This window comes from Planctomicrobium limosum (genome assembly GCF_051465645.1).
Taxonomy (GTDB): Bacteria; Planctomycetota; Planctomycetia; order Planctomycetales; family Planctomycetaceae; genus Planctomicrobium.
In genome coordinates this window covers 1,860,688-1,875,644 of record NZ_CP195790.1, presented here as the reverse complement: position 1 = coordinate 1,875,644, position 14,957 = coordinate 1,860,688, and the positions used below count along the sequence as shown (strand labels likewise).

General features: G+C 54.8%; 10 protein-coding genes. 2 read left to right on the top strand and 8 right to left on the bottom strand.

From position 1 onward, the window contains the following. Nucleotides 1-68 precede the first annotated feature (68 nt). The 4 genes from SH527x_RS07035 to SH527x_RS07020 all read right to left on the bottom strand — a co-directional run bounded on the left by SH527x_RS07035 (nucleotide 69) and on the right by SH527x_RS07020 (nucleotide 7,324). The gene (locus tag SH527x_RS07035; RefSeq protein WP_437193945.1) at nucleotides 69-3,182 is read right to left on the bottom strand and encodes a UvrD-helicase domain-containing protein; all 3,114 of its coding nucleotides are present in this window, start codon (nucleotides 3,180-3,182) and stop codon (nucleotides 69-71) included. Then, nucleotides 3,179-5,866 (bottom strand): PD-(D/E)XK nuclease family protein, encoded by a 2,688-nt coding sequence (locus SH527x_RS07030; protein WP_437193944.1) that lies wholly within the window; start codon nucleotides 5,864-5,866, stop codon nucleotides 3,179-3,181. The genes SH527x_RS07035 and SH527x_RS07030 overlap by 4 nt, the downstream gene beginning before the upstream one ends. A gap of 101 nt (nucleotides 5,867-5,967) precedes the next feature. Then, on the bottom strand, nucleotides 5,968-6,915 hold the full coding sequence (locus tag SH527x_RS07025) for an ImmA/IrrE family metallo-endopeptidase (protein ID WP_437193943.1): 948 nt from the start codon (nucleotides 6,913-6,915) through the stop codon (nucleotides 5,968-5,970). 4 nt (nucleotides 6,916-6,919) lie between these two features. Next, nucleotides 6,920-7,324 (bottom strand): helix-turn-helix domain-containing protein, encoded by a 405-nt coding sequence (locus SH527x_RS07020; RefSeq protein WP_437193942.1) that lies wholly within the window; start codon nucleotides 7,322-7,324, stop codon nucleotides 6,920-6,922. A 212-nt stretch (nucleotides 7,325-7,536) separates the two neighbouring features. Between SH527x_RS07020 and SH527x_RS07015 the strand changes: the two genes are divergently transcribed. Both SH527x_RS07015 and SH527x_RS07010 read left to right on the top strand, forming a co-directional pair. Further along, nucleotides 7,537-7,770 (top strand): DUF2188 domain-containing protein, encoded by a 234-nt coding sequence (locus SH527x_RS07015; RefSeq protein WP_437193941.1) that lies wholly within the window; start codon nucleotides 7,537-7,539, stop codon nucleotides 7,768-7,770. A gap of 123 nt (nucleotides 7,771-7,893) precedes the next feature. Beyond that, on the top strand, nucleotides 7,894-10,557 hold the full coding sequence (locus SH527x_RS07010) for an AAA family ATPase (protein ID WP_437193940.1): 2,664 nt from the start codon (nucleotides 7,894-7,896) through the stop codon (nucleotides 10,555-10,557). A gap of 179 nt (nucleotides 10,558-10,736) precedes the next feature. Here the strand turns inward: SH527x_RS07010 and SH527x_RS07005 are convergent, their stop codons facing one another. The 4 genes from SH527x_RS07005 to SH527x_RS06990 form a co-directional block, all read right to left on the bottom strand. Beyond that, a complete protein-coding gene (locus SH527x_RS07005; RefSeq protein WP_437193939.1) occupies nucleotides 10,737-11,591 on the bottom strand; it encodes a nucleotidyl transferase AbiEii/AbiGii toxin family protein in 855 nt (284 codons plus the stop codon). Nucleotides 11,592-11,641: 50 nt separating this feature from the next. Beyond that, on the bottom strand, nucleotides 11,642-12,244 hold the full coding sequence (locus SH527x_RS07000; protein WP_437194597.1) for a type IV toxin-antitoxin system AbiEi family antitoxin domain-containing protein: 603 nt from the start codon (nucleotides 12,242-12,244) through the stop codon (nucleotides 11,642-11,644). 355 nt (nucleotides 12,245-12,599) lie between these two features. After that, complete coding sequence (locus tag SH527x_RS06995; RefSeq protein ID WP_437193938.1) at nucleotides 12,600-14,183, bottom strand: recombinase family protein; 1,584 nt, start codon at nucleotides 14,181-14,183, stop codon at nucleotides 12,600-12,602. Between the two features lie 65 nt (nucleotides 14,184-14,248). Then, nucleotides 14,249-14,869, bottom strand: a complete 621-nt coding sequence (locus tag SH527x_RS06990) for a hypothetical protein (RefSeq protein WP_437193937.1) — start codon at nucleotides 14,867-14,869, stop codon at nucleotides 14,249-14,251. Nucleotides 14,870-14,957: the final 88 nt, after the last annotated feature.

The following is a 14,957-nucleotide window of genomic DNA, read 5'->3' as shown; positions in this document are numbered from 1 at the left end:
ACAATCAGTCTCGATACATTATTTACGATCCTCTGGTCTGCGACACAGGCACTCAGTCATAGGAGACTTTAGTCGTTACAGGAAACCACGACGCCTGCGAGTGGAAAGTGAATCCACTTTCCAACAACGGTAGCACCTGCCCCTTTTAGCATCTCCTCATACGCCAGCAGTTGACCGACGTATTCGGCAGCTTTTGTTTCACAACTGTCCCGCCGGATGGGCGAGCTTTTATGGTCAACGACGACGAGTTGTCCGGTCGCTAATTTAAGAATCAGGTCGATGGCACCGTCCCACTGACCGCCTCCGTCTCTTGGCCCGCTGACTGCGACTTCTGCATGCCATGTCGCACCTGGGTATGTTGCTTCGACCCAATCGACAAAGCGGTCGCCAGAAGCGACCAGAACGGATGCGGGGATAATGCCCGTTACCGAAAATGCGGAGAGGCATCGTTCCGCAACGGCGGTCTTTCTTGATTCATCCGCAGTCGCAAGCGACGGAAGAGCCGCCAAGTAGCCGTGAACGGCACCCCCAATCATTGCAAACTCGGTTTCATCGACTTTCCCGGGAAAGAACGATTCACCGGGAAGCGTTGTGCATTCAAACGTGAAATGCTCGCCCGGACGCTCAGCCGAGCTGGGTGGATGAAAACGGAAAATCGGTGACGCACCGTCACTGTTTGCCCTATCCGCGAACCAAATCTGGTGATCGTGGGTTTCGATGCGGGAGTCATCCAAGGCATCATGCGAGAGATGACGAATCACGAGGGTCGTGTCGATACCCTCGATGGCATGCTCGCCTTCACCTAATGAGGGATTAAGCAGATCATTGGCACAGGACAGCTTCCCAAGCCATTTGCATTTTCCGTGGCGGTGAGCGAAGACAAGCTTTTGTTTTGCGCGGGTGCATCCGACGTAGAGCAAACGGAGGGTTTCATCACTTTCGCGAACTCCCTGATCGACTCCCTCAGGTGTAGCAAGGGCTGCACTCTCAAGTATCTTGTCTGCTTTACGTCCGCCGTAGGGTCCAGCCGATTCACCGTACGGCCAAATCCAAGACCGCAATTCGCGATTCAGTAGTGGGTCGTCCGCAAACGTTGCACTACGCACTACGGGCTTCCACATATCTGGATCACGTTCCGAATCCAAGCCGCTCAGTACGACGACAGGCCATTCAAGCCCTTTTGCTCCGTGATAGGTCATCAGTGTGACCGCATCGTGGCCTTGAGACGTGAAACGCAGATCCGCTTCATCAGCAGCCAGTTGTTCAAAATGTAGAATCAATCCGCTCAGTGTTGCACTGCCATCGCCACTGAATGCCAATGCCTCGTAGTCGCGAGCGTGACGTGTTACTGAATCAAGGTTCGAGCAGCGTCGGGCGGAATTTCCCCACGCGTGAACGTGCTTGGGTAACGCAAGTGCTTCGATCACTTGCTGAACCACCAGCGATGGCGACAGGCTGTGTTTGTCAATTGCCTCAAGCGGTGTAAGCGTCGGATCGGCCTCCCACGGAAGCTCGAACATTGGGCTGCCCGTCGCTTCATCCAAGGGAGCCTCTGCAAGGCACTTTAATCGATCGACGATCCAAGACGGCGTTGCGTCTGAAGGATCGCTCAATAAATGCAGAACAGTGGCTGCGGCAAGGGAATCATTTCGATTGGCCACCAAACGCATTCCCGCAAGCAGCAATTCTCCCTCACGAGTCGAGAATAAGCCGGGGCTTTCGATCAGATATGGAATACCAAGATCATCAAAGGCGTTGGCCAGAGACTTCAATTGAGCGTTGCCACGTTCTAGGACGGCAATGTCGCCGAAACGAACGCCCTCGGCATGCAACTGAGCGATCCCACAACCCAACGCACAGGCTTCATCAGGATTATTTTTTGAATCAAATAGCCAGCGTTCAACGCCTTGAGGCATAGATGGCTTTTGCGGGATCTGTGTTGGGTCTTCATCAAAGTGTGGCGAAAAGAGCTTACCAACCAACTGCACCAAACCCTTTTGGCTCCGATGATTGTTCGGCAGTGTCGAGCGATCCTTTTCAGGAACACGATCCCAAACCTCACTGACCAGTCGCGGGTCAGTGTCTCGGAAACCGTAGATGGCTTGCCGCGAATCACCGACCCATCGATTCCGAGTGACCAACGCTCGCAAGCCTTGGAAAATCGCAAGTTGAAGCGGATTGGTGTCCTGGAACTCGTCCACCAAAACGAGGTCGTAATCCTTCGAGAGTCGAGCAGCAAGCTTCTGATTGTTCAGCAGTTCAAGTAGCAACGTCTCCAGATCAGTGAAGTCGACCAGTCCTCGTTCGGCCTTATAAGCAACGAACTGAGAATCCAGTGCGATGGTCTCTTCTGTGAGTAAGCGGGAAAACTCTTTCATGTCGGCATGAAGCTTTGGATTCCGACGAACTTCAGCCGCGTGTAGACGCAACTCATCCAAGCAAGCATCGGCACCCGACGACTTACCTGCAGCGATCTTGCCGGCATCAAGATACGTTCCCCAAAGTGATCCTTTGCCGGATCGCAGAGATCGCAGCTTTTGCTTTGCTTCGGCCGTGTTCTTTTGTGTGTCGGTCGTGATTGCTTCGATGTCGGCAAGTGCCCTATCCGCCAGATCAAATAGCATGTTGATTGGCGTCTCATCTGCTGACGGGCCGTCTGGGGCTAAGAGTTCGCAAACACGATTCGCACTTCCTGCCATCTGAGCTTTGAACACAGCGTCTAAAATTCGATTGCCTCGTTTTGCACCTAATAGGCCAAGAATCCTTGCGGACAAATCGGTGACGCCCAGCCTGTTCGCCGATGATGAAAGTGCTTCCCACCGCTCCAACGGAATCCCGCCAAGCAAATCACTCAGCACTTGATTGCCGCCTTCCTCAAACACTTCCAACCGAGGCGATAATCCCATCTCGATGGAGTATCGGCGAATCAAATGATGCGCGACGCTATGAACCGTCCCGATCGCGGCCAGCTCAAGACGATCGGCATGAGCATGGCCATTGCCTTCGAGCAACTTCGCCTGAACGCGTCCCTTCAGCTCGGCAGCAGCCTTCTTGGTGAACGTCGTTGCGAGAATACGTGCAGGATCAAGACCATCAGCAACAGCCGCCGCTACGGTAGTGCAAAGGTCATATGTTTTGCCGGAGCCCGCGCCAGCGCGAACGACTTCGAGGATGTTTGTCATAGGAGTTGTCGTAAGCCGCATAAATGTTGGTACTCGCAATACTTGCAAACCGATTGGCAATCGGTCGACTTCAAGTTCGTTTCAAGCACAATTCGCGTTCCTACCGGCCAGTCTTCAAGTGTTTGAAGTGGTCTCGCCGGGACGCATCCATCTTCGGTCAGCCATGACTCCGCACCTGAGATCGCTGTCTCAAACTCACTCCAAACCGCTTGGATACTCGGCCCTTCCACTACCGTTCGGTTGTCATCGCCTTGAACGGGGCCGCCAGACGGTGTGTAGAACAATCCGTCAGCCAACACCAAGTAAGCAACCGCTGGGAATCGTCCCGCTTCTTTCGATCGGCTGTACGCATACGTTGCAAGCTGAACGGCTTTTCCGTCCGCGATCCACTTTTCGTACTTCTTGCCGCCGTACTTGAAATCGATAATGGCCTCCTCGCCACCATCGCGTTCGGCGAGACAATCAATCGAGCCAACGAATGGCTTGTCAAAAGCTTCTCCACGGACTTCAACCTCCAATCCTTTGATGCGATAGCCGCCACTTTTTAGCGTACTGACCAGTACCCGTGTCGCATGAGACAATTCCTTCCGAAGTCTTTGCCGATCGAGATATTTGTCCGGCTGCGCAAAAGGAGCCGCGTCAAGCGGCAAACGTTCATCAAACACTCGCTCGACACGCGCGACGGCATCTTCCACCGAAGACAGTTCATCACCGTTGCCAAAGACGTGTTCGAGCACCTTGTGACAGAAGCTCCCTTTGAGCTGAAAGTCATTGGGCAATTGAGCGATTGAACTGGAGCGAAGCTTCGCCTGATAGTTGAACACCCATTTCAACGGACACGCCAACCGATCTTGAAGCTCGGTCGCTGAAACTGTTTCTCGATCCTTCAACAGATCGACCGGTAAATCCCAAACCGGGCGAAGGCCCTGCGGAGCCTGCACAGATTTGGATTCAATCCCAAACGTAAATGGCGAGAGCGATGAAACGTCACCCGCTTGGATCAGATTTTCCAGCACTGGCGGGTTATCGCGAGCAGTTTCCGAAAACGCAGTCCGAATGGCCAGCCATATTGGGTGCCAGCGTTTCTCAACGTCCTGAGGAAGCAGAACCGCAAGCAATGCGTCTTCCACAAAACACAATCCACGAGCTTCGGCTGTACGCAGTGAAGTCAATGCGTGCGTGCCATCATCAATCTGGATATCCGACTCTCTCAAGGACTCCAACTGGTCTGCTGACCAACGACATGCCCTCGCGTCACCTGTACCAAGACCAAGCCAGATCACTCGATGGCAAGAGTCCGTAATCTCGGCAAGCGAACGGGCGTGAATGGGGCCTCCATCGGCCTGAATGCTACCGACCGACTCTACTCCTGCCGATAGTGCTTCTTCGAGCAACCGCGATAACTGAGGTTGCGATAATTCATTCCCCTGGCTTTCCGCCAGTTCACTCAACAACGATGCCTGGCCCGCCGCGACATGCAACGCATGGATGAGTAACTCCTGCGTTTCGTCTTCTTTGGCCATCAATATGGCTCGACCGCTGGCCCATTTGGCCACCAAAGCACAGCGATCGCGAACCAAACGCGAAGAAATCATAGCGTCGCGTTTCACGCGATTGCAAAATAACCAAGCATCCAGTCGTTCGCGGAGCCTACCTTCGGGGTCGTTTTCTTCACTACAAAGTGAATGGAAAGTTTTCTCCCATGCCCCGCTTCCAAGGCCCGGCTCATTAGTCAATGCCTCTGCCAATGCAACTGCCGCTTGACGCGGTATCGGGCAGATGGGTAGCGTCAAAAAATCAAGCAGCGATTGCGGATCTACGGGTTCCCAGCAAAGCGTCAAACATAGGGGCAATACTTGAAGGACCGGATGAGCCGGTGAGCTGACGGATGCGCCCATTGTCGGCAATCCATAGCGGGCCAAACATCCGTCTAACTGCATGGCGAGACAGTCGTCTTCGCAAACGATGACGGTGCGATTCAGCTCGGCCTTGTTCTCTAATAACGTCGCAGCTATGAATTCAATCGCCGCTGACTGGCTCAAGGTGTGAACGTAGCGAAGGCTATCATCTAACTGGATCGTCTCAATCGCTCCGCCGCGAACAATCGACTGAGCCTGATGCAGCGATCTACCTTCAGAACCATGCAGTGCGGGTTCGTCGATGGGCTGGATCGTCAGACGTGACAAGACACGTTGCCACCGCACAGGCCATCGATCGGCAGAATCGGCCAATATACAAATATGCTGGGGCAGACTTTGACCGTCATCCAACGCATTCAGTACCGATTGCAATCGGTCCGAAACACTTGGGAAAACAAACCGGTGCTCATCCGCCGCTACCGCAAGGTCTCGTACTACCTCGGGCAATGTGTCGCAGTGCTTCTGATCCCATCCGCTCAGTAGCAATTCGTCACGTCGAGACAACAACTCTGATGCGGTCGCCCAGCGATCGGTTTGTAAACTTTGTGAGATCACCGAATCAGTAATCTTTTCCAATACCGTTGCATATTCCGTCACATGGCTCGCGCGATGTGCTTCGAATGTCGGCAGTCCCAATTGCGTTTCCAGCCATCGTAACAACGTCTCCGGTCCGCCACGCAATTCGTTGAGCGTCGAGACTCCGAGCTTTGGCCGAAGGGGTCCGGGCGTGAGCCGAATGAGAAGGCGGGTTGGCTGAATCATCATTTGGCTTTCGGGGTAATTGTCTCTCGTTTGGTGTGACAGGTGCTGATCACGTCAAAAGGCTCACAGATTTTCGTGGAATCGAACATTGACATAAACGGGTATCACAGCGGACGAAGAATCGCAACGACGTTTGATGCGCTGTCAGGACCGGTTGTTGCCTCGGAAGTGAACACAGGCAACGCATGAATGCCGAACCGTCCGTGAAGCGTGCCGAGGTCGAGACGGCATTCCCCGTCCTGGACGGTATGAGTAACGGAAGCGGCATGGATCGGCCCTTCGCTGGGCACCGACTTGTCCTTAGGGATGTGCGACGTTCCGACTCTCTCGAACGCGGCGTTCAAGATCGCATAGTCCACCCTCAGCATCGGCGACGGCATCGGCAATGGCTCGCCGAACAAAGGCTTCTGACGTCGATTGCGACTCGCGAGTCGTTGTTCGGTGGGCTTCAGCTTCCAACTGAAGAACACCGCCGCCATCGGTTCTGGGTGCAACTCGACTAAACGGCGAACCGTGGCATCACGAGAAGCAAGGTAGTCGCTGGCAAGCTCAGCGATTTTCGCCGCCGACAGTTCAAGAGAATCGATCCGATTCCGAAACCACGGATCGGGAAACATCAGCTCTGATGCCGCGACGTCGCACAGCGTTTCGAGCAGGTCTTCGGATGACGCCCAATTGCGATCAACGCCCTTTCGACAACGGACGGCCAGTTGGTATTCCGGAAACAGGGTGTGTCCGATCTCGTGACCGATGCTGAATCGTTGGCGAGACTCCGGCCGCGACTTGTTGACTCGAAGGACGACTCGCCCGTCGGCCTCTGGAGCGATTTCGGAATCTGGACTGAAACGCGGGTCGTCGTCCGACCAGTGCAGACCACGTACACTCGCAACGGCCTTGAGATTAAACGGAGGTTGCTCACCGAAAATCGTGACGTAGTCCGTGATGACACGACGCGCCTTCACTCGAACGGCCTCGAAGGGGTCTTCCTGTCCGGTTTCGTCGATAATGGCCTGCACATGTTCATGGAAGGCTTGGCGGTGGCCGGGTGGCATCGTACTACCTCTTCGTCGTTCTCTTGAGTGTGCGATACAGGTCATCCCAATCGTCGAGGGATTTGGGTTGACCGCCGCGAAACCGCATCGTTGCTAGGTCGCGAATTTCGTCGTCGGACAATTTTCGGTCGGTCTTCTCCATCCAGTCGCAAAATTCAAGTAACGACTTGCTGATTTCGACCTTCCGGCCATCGGCTTGAACGGTTGGAAGTCCAAGCAACTCGGCAATGGTCGTCTTCAAGGCATTCGCGATTCTGAGCAGAACGTCGGCTGATGGTTTTTTTTCCTCTTTATCATCGTTTTCGAGTTCCCAGATATAGGTCTTCGACACCCCAGCCTGAACGGCCAATTGATCCAGCGTGAGGCTCGCTTGCTTGCGGGCTTCCTGGATGCGACGTGCAAGGGACATCGCCGACTCCTTGGAGTGTAAATCGATTGGTTGCGAACCTTTTTCCATATGGGCAGTCTATCCGATCGAGTTCGTCTCCACAAGATTCCTGTTCGCTGGGGTTGAACTCTCTGGCAATTTCGGTATATTCGTTGCAGTTGAACTTCGTTCCGTTGTGGCGATCCATCGTTGGATCGCAAGGCGGAAACCCTCTCGCTTCCGAAGGTGTGATCATGACAAAGAAGGATTATCACGTTGTCCCGCAGGCAGAAGGTTGGGCACTGAAGCGTGAAGACGCTCAACGAGCGTCTTCACTGCACCCGACGCAGGCCGATGCCATTGCGGCCGGTAAGCAACTCGCTAAGCAAGAAAAGACGGAATTGGTCATTCACCGGCCGAACGGCCAGATTCGAGATTCGGACAGCTACGGCAACGATCCGAATCCCCCGAAGGATAAGAAGCATTGAGAATGCTGCCGTCGCGTCGAGGGAATGAACTGATTGAATGGCAGCCAGCGTCCCACTGAGTTCCGGCGTTTGTGATGTTAATGCCAGAACAATTCATTGTAAGATTTCAGGAGACCGCCAAGTATGCCACCCAAGCCTAAAGCCATGCCACCCAAGTCTAAAGCCCACACTGGCATTCACGATGACGTACTTGCTTGGTCGCAGGACTTACCCGATTGGCAACGTGACGGACTTCGTCGGATCATCGAAAAGGGGAATCTGACCGCCATCGACGTTGATGAATTGACGGCAGCCTGTCGTGCTTCCCACGGTCTGAGTGAAGAGAGTGCGCCCGAACTCGAACCGCTTACCTCCGAGCACCTGCCGACCGGAGCGAACGCGTCCCGCAAGGTAACGCTTTGTTCCGTCTCGGATGCGGAGAACGTGAATGCGATCGACTCCAAGCAGTCGCTGCCATTTGCCCCAAGCGGGTTGACGGTCATTTTCGGCTACAACGGCTCGGGCAAGAGCGGCTATGGACGAGTGCTTCGTCGGGCCTGCAGGGCACGAAACAAAGGAGGCGCGATCTTACCAAACGTGTTGCATGATTCGGCCAGTGGCCCTGCGAGTGCCGTAATTACATACGCCGTGGATGACGTCGAGCAACCGCCGGAGCAATGGATCGATGGGCAGCGCGCGGTTGACCTGCTGGGATCAGTCAGCTTTTTCGATTCCGATTGCGCGTCTGTTCACGTTCGCGGCAAGAACGATATCGCCTTCACACCCTTCGGTCTTGATGTGTTGCCGTCCCTGGCCACGGGATGCAAGGCGGTCCAGGAGAAACTCGACTCAGAGAGAAAGCAGCTTGAAGCGAACAGCCCGCAGTTTCTCAAGTCAACTCATGCGACAGGCTCCACGAAGGTTGGAGTCATGCTCCGTGGATTGAAATCGACAACATCCGTCGAGGGGCTCGACTTGCTGGCAGCGCTCAGCGACGCGGAATTGCAAAAACTCAAGGATATCCCGGTTCAATTGGCGGCTGACCCGCAGAAACTGGCAAAGGAGCTGAGAACGCGAGCCGGACGCATCGAATCCCTTCGTGCTTCACTTCAAGCGGCGACGGAAGCACTGTCCGACGAAGCGGTCGTCGCGATAAAGGCTCTGGCCGAGGATTCGACAACAAAAGCCAAAGCAGCGCAAGTGGCGGCTCAAACAAACTTCGCCGATGATCCATTGACGAAGATCGGCGAGCCGGTCTGGCGTCAACTGTGGGAAGCGGCACGGAATTACTCCGCCGTCTCGTTCCCCGACGGGGACTTTCCGGTTACCGATAGTGAAGATGCTGTTTGCGTGTTGTGCCAACAGCCACTTCAGGACGACGCCAAGGATCGCCTCAGTAGGTTCGAGCAGTTCGTGCGCGATGACAGTGCCCGTCAAGCCACGACGGCAAAGGATGCTATCCAGAAAGCCGTGCAGAAGGTCAGAGAACTTGGAATACTTGGCGATGCCCTGCGTGAGCAGTTGAAGGATGTGGAATCGAGCGGCAAAGACCTACTACCTTCAGTACGGCAACAACTTGCAACACTGATACGACGGTTACGCGCAATCGCACAAGCACACGAATCCGGAATATGGACATTTGCCATTCCAGGTCCGCTCGGTGAAGTCAATGAAAAACTTTCAGCACTGGTATCGTCCACCCAAAAACAAGCGACAGACGTCGAAAAATCGGCAGACCTCGCGGAACGACAGCGTCTTGAAAATGATCTGGCAGAACTGAAGGCACGCGAGTGGCTGGCTACGGTACTTGGGGATGTGAAAGAGCATGTGGACCGGTTGGCTCAGGTGGAATGCCTGAAGAAAGCAAGTAAGGAAACTCGCACCAATAGCGTCACGGCCAAGAGCAAAGAACTGGCTAAAGAGTATGTTACCGATCATTTGCGTGATGCATTCGCCACTGAAGTCAAAAAGATGCAGCAAGGCGTTCGGCGATTAAATGTAGAATTGGTCGCCACTGCTGGGGAGTTCGGTTCATCGTACTATCGTGTCCAACTGGTCGGCGCGAGCAAAGCAGATATCGGAACCGTTGTGTCCGAGGGAGAACATCGTTGTATTGCGCTCGCGGGTTTTCTGTCTGAATTGGCAACTGAGACATGCAAATCGACCGTAGTTTTTGATGACCCCGTAACGTCCCTTGATCACCATTGGCGAAGTTGCTTCGCCAATCGACTGATCGCAGAAGCTGCCGATCGACAAGTTGTCGTGTTCACGCACGACATTGTGTTCTTGCACGACTTGTGCAGTGGGGCGGAACAGAATGACGTTCCGATTGTCCTGCAACGTGTGCAATCGAACCGAGATAGCTGCGGATTTGTTAACGACGGGCTACCATGGATTGCACAGAAAACGTTACCACGAATTGACGAATTGGAGAAACGTTCAAGAGCTGCGCGAAGTTACTTCGATGCTCACAACGATGACGAGTATGAAAAGGCTATCTGTGCGGTATATAGCGATCTGCGAGCTACGGTTGAACGTGCCGTCGAGGAAAAATTCTTCCTCGGCATCGTCACACGTCATCAGGACTATATCAGTCTCGGCAATCTGAAGAAAGTCACTGCAATCACCATAGACCATTGCGATCGGCTACAGAAGCTGTTCAAGCGGTGCTGCGACATCACGACTGCCCACGACCGATCATCACTGCGGAATTTCGGAGTGCCAACGCCTGACGATGCCATCAACGACGTTGCTGAGCTACGAGCAATCGTGGATGATGTGAAAGATAAACAGAAGGCCGTTTCATAGTCAAAATACCCCGCATCCGACGATACGGGGGTGCCTGAGCGCCATCGGGACAAGTCGAGTCATTCAGAAACCCGTACCATCCCATACCCGTAATGGGCTCATTGCTTGCGATTCTTACTGATGACGAGGCAGAATTTGCAGGCCGTGCGATCACCTTTTGATGATACGATCGGGTGCAGTTAGCTTGTGCTCCATGGCCCAGGTGGCAGCCATATCATTTCGAATCGGACGCCGTTTTCAATCGCTTCTGCAACTGGTTGCAGGAACACGAGCAAATCATCAATCACTGAGGATAGATCGGCAGGCGCTCCGTCTAATTTTGACTTGCGAACGAATCCCTGCCACTGGGTTTGCTTTGCATTGTCCCGGCTGAATGCCGGTGTCAATGCGACGGGTTTCGCGGTGACAGCCGTCTGCCGATTAGCGAATGTTTGGCTGATCGCATCTGCTAAACTGGCACCACTAAAGCTGAACTGCCTTGATAGTATCCATATGTCGTAAAAGTCTTTCATTCGACTGTTAAAAGTGCCAAGTTTCGTCATGGCCTCGAACTTCTCGGCAACAACGGTCTCTCGTGGATAGCTCAGCAATTCAGGCGCTGGAAAGTCAAGCAACACTGGATACGTCGTTGCGTTTACGGATGGAGTGACGACATCACCAAACCCGACATCTATCTGCATCGAAATGCGTGCATTTTGAATCGTGACCAGAAAGGTGACACGAACACCAGAATAATCTGCATCTTCTTTGATGGCCTCCCCGGAAACACTTTCCAGGTCGAATGCTAAACCGTCAGGTTGCACCTCCAGGCTGCACACTTCCTTTGTCACCGCCGTTACCGCGTCCACGGCGTTGTCCATTCGGGCCAGCAAGTCAATATCCTTCGTCGGTCGTGTCGCAGGCCCGCCCCAAGCCGTGAAAAGCAAAGCGCCCTTGAGCACGAACGTATTTGCATGCGGCGATTGAGAAAGACGATAAAGAAAACGCTCCATCGCAAAATACTGGAGCACTTCCTGAAATGGACGCCCGGTCAAACGGGCATTGTCGAGCAGTCGCTGGCGAACCGATGCAGGAAGGTCCCGGATCATAGCACGGCCTCCAGATACGGTCGTGCCACTTGGGCAACCCGGCAAATGGAGGCATAACGGAGCAGTTCGTCTGCGTTGACCTTTCCTTGGGCCTTGTAGCGACGCACCGCCTCAAGAACAGAGTCCATGCCAACCTCGCTGCGATATTTGAAGCAATCAGCGAGTGTTTTCTCACGGCCATATATCTTGATTGGGACGCCATCGAGAGTATGCGTCTCAATTCCGGCCTCATACGCTGTCGCTCCCATGCGGAAGATGCGGACAGGCGGATATTCGAGTCGTGGGGGTTCGCTATTTCGTGGGATGGCGATCCAGACTTCATGCGGTATTTGGGTGGTGAGATCGTGGAATGCAAGTGCGGAGACAAGACAGACCACTGCCCGGGGGATTTTGGCGCAGACGGTGACAAGGTCAGGGTGCCCAAGCGGTTGAGCGTCCGAGAGTCGATACAGGCCGCGTGCAAGTACCTCGATCTGGCCAGAGTCGCGCATGGCATACAGGGTACGGCGATGGACGCCAGCGCGTAGCGCGTCGGACATCCTCAGCACCCCGCCGTGCTGCTCAAAAGCCTGCCTTGCCTGTCTCTCTGCTTCGTTCATTGCCATCCCGTTACAAAAGCCCGCCACAAAAGTATTTCTGGAGGTATTATGTACCAATTGGGCGAAACAATCAATCACAAACTGCATTGAGCCACCCGGCTTGCATTACTCCTTGAGTCTCGCAAGCACCTGCGTCACCCGTGCCCGGCTGACACCCAGATGGCGGGACAGTGCCGCACGGCTTTCGAACTTGCCGGAGTCGAGCAACGCCTGATAATGCCGGGCCAGTTTCATGCCGTCAGGGCGTTCTTTAGGGACTGACTTTGGCTTCGGTTTTTCGTCGAAATGGGCGGTCCAGGGGTGAAGAACGACGACAGGCGTTTGACGTAACCTCTTGACACATAAGGCCCCGCGTTCAATGAAAGATGAATCGAGTTGAGACCGCCTCGGGGAGCTCATTTTGACAGAGGTCGCCGGACACGTCTCCGGCGACCTTTTTTGCTGCGCATGCGGTTGCCATATCCGCAATCATGTCAAAGGGTTGGCGAAAAACCGGGGTCAGTTCGCCGTCCTTCCAAGTGCAGTTCGAGAGGACAAAATCCAGCAAGCGGCGTTTCTCACTCGCTGGCTGGCGGTCAAACAACTCGCTGGCCCGGTTCGCCAGTTCCAAGAGCATGACGCCCTCTGAGATGTAGCTTTCATTGGCTTGCTGATGCTCGGCAATCGAGTCCATCAGCCGATTCTGTTCGTCTCGCCACTCTGCCTGTTTCTGGTCGAAAAAGCGGGCGTCGATGCGACCGTCGAGCTTGTCCACGTACATGATGTCGATGCGACGCTGGAGCCGGTTGTAATCAGCCTGGAGCCGCTGAACCGCCTCTTCCCGGTATCGCTGTTCGTCGGCTTGGCTCTCCCGTAGGGCTCGCCGCATCCAGTCGAGCACCTCGCCGTCGAAACGGAGGCCCCGCAGGAGTTCGGAGAACTTCTCCTCCAAGACCTCCTCCCGCACGTAGGGTTCTTCGCATCGTCCGCGATAGTACGTGCAGTGGTAGTACACGTACTTCCCCTTCTTCCGCTCACCCACCAGCGAACAGCCGCAATGGCCGCACGCGATCAAACGAGCAAAAGCAAACGATTCGCGGTTCTTGGGCTTTCGCGTATTCCGCTGGCGTCGCTCCGCCATTTTCTCCTGGACCTTCTTCCAGCACTCCCGCGAGACGAGTGGCTGGTGGATTCCACGGTAAATCTTGCCCTTGAATTGAAAGTCGCCCGTGTAAATCGGATTTCTCAGCACGTACTGGACGACTGCCCGGAAATTCCCCTCGCGCTTCAAGGGCAAACCTTCCGCCATCGCCAGTTCACCGACATCTTCGAGCGACAGCGTCCCCTTGGCGTAGTTCTCGAACATCCGGGTGATGATCTCCGCACACTCAGGATCGGGGACAATCACCTTCTTGCCGTCGGCTCGTTCCACGTTGATGTAACCGATCGGGGCACGGCTTGGCCAAATGCCCTGTTCGGCCTTTTCCAACATCCCTTTTTTGACTTCCTCACTGAGGTTGTCGACGTACTGGCGCGCCATCAGCACCTTGATGCCGTGCATGAACCGCTCAGACGAGTGCGAGTCGGGTGAAAGGACGACGTTCTCTTTCACGAAGTGGATGTCGACTCGTAACTCGTCCAAGGTCACGTAGTCTTTAAGGTTTCGATACAGCCGGTCGGTTTTCTCGACCAGGATCGTTCGGCACCGCCGCTCTTCGTCCTTGATCTTGGCCTGCCGTTCGAAGAACTCCACCATTTCGTTGAAGCCTGTACGGCCCGCTGCCTTCGCAGTCTCAACGTCGATGTACTCCTCGACAATGCTGATCCCATTCTCCGCCGCGTACTTCGTCAGCAGCTTTTGCTGGGCTGGGATGGAAAAGCCCTCCTTCTCCTGCTCGTCAGACGAGACTCGGGCGTAAATGACAGCCGTCGATGGTTTGGCAGAGTGGTCACGTCGCACAGCACATCCCCTTTCTATTCCTGACCATCATCATACCCGATGCACCACCACGATATCGATAGTCATCAGACCGAAGAGTTGGATGACTGCCACTCAGGTTCACTCCACTCGAACAATCTGGGGCGAGTGCGCTTCCTTGCTTGCGGTCTCTCGTGGTCCGCTTTACGGGCTTTCATCTGATCCCAGGCGGCTTGCACCTCGCTGCCGGTCATCACGCCTCGGTCCAGGAGTCGCGGGATGACACTCTCAAAAAAGCTGCCTGTCTTGCAGAAATACACGGATTGGCTGCTGGTAACCCACCGGTCGAGGATGCTTCGCCGCAGGTTTTCATCCGGCCACAGGCTCTCCGCCACGTTCAGTGCTTGAGTCCAGTCGTCTGTGAACTGCTCGACATTCGGGACCACGCAGGGGATTTCGCGGTGCAGGAGTTCGACGGCGGGACCGGCAATCGCCATCGACAGCAGGGCTTCTCGACTCTTCGCGAAGGCGTGCGGGCCGGGCACTGTCGCCCATTCTGGAATACAGATCATCGTGCAGGGATCGAGGCGTTGGGCGTCGCCGCGATTTGCAAGGTCGGCTTCAGTGAAACCGTCCAGCGATAGCTTGTGAACCGGAAAGCCGTACATCGTCGCAGCATAGGCGTGTCCGGCAACGTGCCAGGCCAGGTGTTCGCGGGTTCTGATCATGATTCAGGTCCAAGATGCAGGAAACGGGTAGCGATCAAGTGGCCCGCCGCCGTCGAGGCAGACGTATTGTACGGCTGCCTCGCTCGGC

What these genes read in the sequence shown, in the direction of transcription:
- SH527x_RS07035 (WP_437193945.1), bottom strand. Translation starts at nt 3,182, where the DNA reads ATGACAAACATCCTCGAAGTCGTTCGCGCTGGCGCGGGCTCCGGCAAA.
- SH527x_RS07030 (WP_437193944.1), bottom strand. Translation starts at nt 5,866, where the DNA reads ATGATGATTCAGCCAACCCGCCTTCTCATTCGGCTCACGCCCGGACCC.
- SH527x_RS07025 (WP_437193943.1), bottom strand. Translation starts at nt 6,915, where the DNA reads ATGCCACCCGGCCACCGCCAAGCCTTCCATGAACATGTGCAGGCCATT.
- SH527x_RS07020 (WP_437193942.1), bottom strand. Translation starts at nt 7,324, where the DNA reads ATGTCCCTTGCACGTCGCATCCAGGAAGCCCGCAAGCAAGCGAGCCTC.
- SH527x_RS07015 (WP_437193941.1), top strand. Translation starts at nt 7,537, where the DNA reads ATGACAAAGAAGGATTATCACGTTGTCCCGCAGGCAGAAGGTTGGGCA.
- SH527x_RS07010 (WP_437193940.1), top strand. Translation starts at nt 7,894, where the DNA reads ATGCCACCCAAGCCTAAAGCCATGCCACCCAAGTCTAAAGCCCACACT.
- SH527x_RS07000 (WP_437194597.1), bottom strand. Translation starts at nt 12,244, where the DNA reads ATGAACGAAGCAGAGAGACAGGCAAGGCAGGCTTTTGAGCAGCACGGC.
- SH527x_RS06990 (WP_437193937.1), bottom strand. Translation starts at nt 14,869, where the DNA reads ATGATCAGAACCCGCGAACACCTGGCCTGGCACGTTGCCGGACACGCC.